The following is a 1,807-nucleotide window of genomic DNA, read 5'->3' on the forward strand; positions in this document are numbered from 1 at the left end:
CGCTCGCAACAGCGCACCGACAGCGTGCACAACTGCAGAACCTGTTCGGGCACGGCGCGCACATCGTAGAGCGACAGCGTCTCGGACGAATCCTGCAGCAGGTCGACGATGTCGTCCATCGCGTTGATCAGGCCGTGGATCTGCTCGCGATCAATGGGCGTGATGAACGTGCGGTGCAGCAGCCGGTTCACCTCCGCGGTGACGCGGTCGGCGGCATGCTCGGCCTTGTCGACCTCGTCGGCGTACTGCGCGCGCAGCGCTGGGTCGGCATAGTTTTCAATCATTTTCTGGAAGGCGCGCGCACCTTCCAGGATGAAGCCACCGTGCTCATTGAACAGCTCAAAAAAATTGCCCTCACGGGGCAGCAGCTTGCCAAACAGCATGGGCGTCCTTGATCTCTCGAAGGGTCGGAGTTTACCGGGCGCCGTCACCGAACCGTCATCAAGCCGACCTGAAGATGAAGTAGACAGCGCCCATCAGACACAAACCCGCCCAGAGGAAATCCAGCTTCAGCGGTTCACCCATGTAGTACAGGCTGAAGGGCACGAAGACGGCGAGCGTGATGACTTCTTGCGTGATCTTCAGCTGGGCCAGGCTGAAGCCGGCGCCATGGCCGATGCGGTTGGCCGGCACCTGAAGCAAGTACTCAAACAGCGCGATACCCCAGCTGATGAGGGCGGCTATCCACCAAGGCTTGGTCGCCAGGCCCTTGAGATGGCCATACCAGGCGAAAGTCATGAAGACGTTGGACAGCAGCAGCAAGCCGACGGTCTGCCAGCCGGCGAGGGTCGAGAACATCGTTGTTTCTCCGAGTCAGAGGGACAGTGGGCCGAGCCGCTCGATGCGCTGGGTCTGCCAGCCCTTCCCCGCCGCCAAATGCACCAGCTCCGGCGCTATCTCCAGCAGCGGGCGCAACACGAAGGCGCGTTCGCCCAGGCGCGGGTGGGGCAGCGTCAGCCGTGGCGTATCGAGGGTCAGCTCGCCATAGAGCAGCAAGTCGAGATCCAGCGTGCGCGGCGCATTGCGGTAGGGCCRCTCCCGGCCGTGCGCCAGTTCGATGGCCTGCAGCGCGTCCAATAGTTCAATGGGTAGAAGCGTCGTGTCCAGTGCCACGACGGCGTTCAGGAAGTCCGGACCGCCAGCATCCACCGGCGCGCTGCGCCAGACGCTGGACAGCGCCGCGACATGGCTGCCCGGCAGCGCCGCAAGGCGCAACGCTGCCTGCGTCAACGTGGCAGAAGGGTTGGCGCCCAGGTTGGCGCCCAGTCCGACGTAGGCGCGCGAGCTCACTCGGCGGCAGTTGCGGGCGCTGCGGCGCCCTCCCCGCCACCCGGCTTGCGGCGGCGACGGCGGCGTTTCTTGGCCGGCGCGTCATCGGCCGCCGGTTCGGTCTCTTCACCGGCCGGCGCCTCGGGACGCGGTGCACGCACGACGCGAGGCTGCTTCTGCTGGGTCGCACGGGCGTCGGCCAGCAGGGCCTGACGGTCGTCATCGCTGCCCAGCGCAAAGTCCTCCCACCAGTCGGCCAGGGCCGGGTCGATCTCGCCSACGTCGGCGCGCAGGCGCAGGAAGTCAAAGCCGGCACGGTAGCGCGGCTGCTCGATGAGGCTGAACACGCCCGAACCGGTACGGCGCTCGAAGCGGGTCTGCATCATCCAGATTTCGCGCATGTCGGCCGCCAGCTTGCCGCGGCCGGAGATGTCGCCGATGCGGGCATCGAAGACGGCGTCGATCGCCTGGGCCAGTGCCGGCACGGGCGGCTCGCCGCCGTTGCGGATCTTGGTCCAGCGGTCCAGCACTTCATGCC

3 protein-coding genes and 1 pseudogene are annotated in these 1,807 nt (G+C 66.4%); all 4 read right to left on the bottom strand.

Annotated elements, in window-relative coordinates:
• A partial coding sequence (locus tag ACXJKR_RS31340; RefSeq protein ID WP_457326180.1) for a DUF47 domain-containing protein occupies positions 1 to 383 on the bottom strand: 383 nt, incomplete at its 3' end.
• Positions 384 to 441: 58 nt separating this feature from the next.
• Positions 442 to 798: a DMT family protein gene (locus ACXJKR_RS31345; protein WP_056201903.1), complete on the bottom strand. Its 357-nt coding sequence runs from the start codon at positions 796 to 798 to the stop codon at positions 442 to 444.
• Between the two features lie 15 nt (positions 799 to 813).
• On the bottom strand, positions 814 to 1,290 hold the full coding sequence (gene folK / locus ACXJKR_RS31350; RefSeq protein ID WP_457326181.1) for a 2-amino-4-hydroxy-6-hydroxymethyldihydropteridine diphosphokinase: 477 nt from the start codon (positions 1,288 to 1,290) through the stop codon (positions 814 to 816).
• Positions 1,287 to 1,807: pseudogene (locus ACXJKR_RS31355) on the bottom strand (polynucleotide adenylyltransferase PcnB); the annotation flags it as partial. The pseudogene ACXJKR_RS31355 and the gene folK, both read right to left, overlap by 4 nt.

Source organism: Roseateles sp. P5_E11 (assembly GCF_054049355.1).

What these genes read in the sequence shown, in the direction of transcription:
- ACXJKR_RS31345 (WP_056201903.1), bottom strand. Translation starts at nt 798, where the DNA reads ATGTTCTCGACCCTCGCCGGCTGGCAGACCGTCGGCTTGCTGCTGCTG.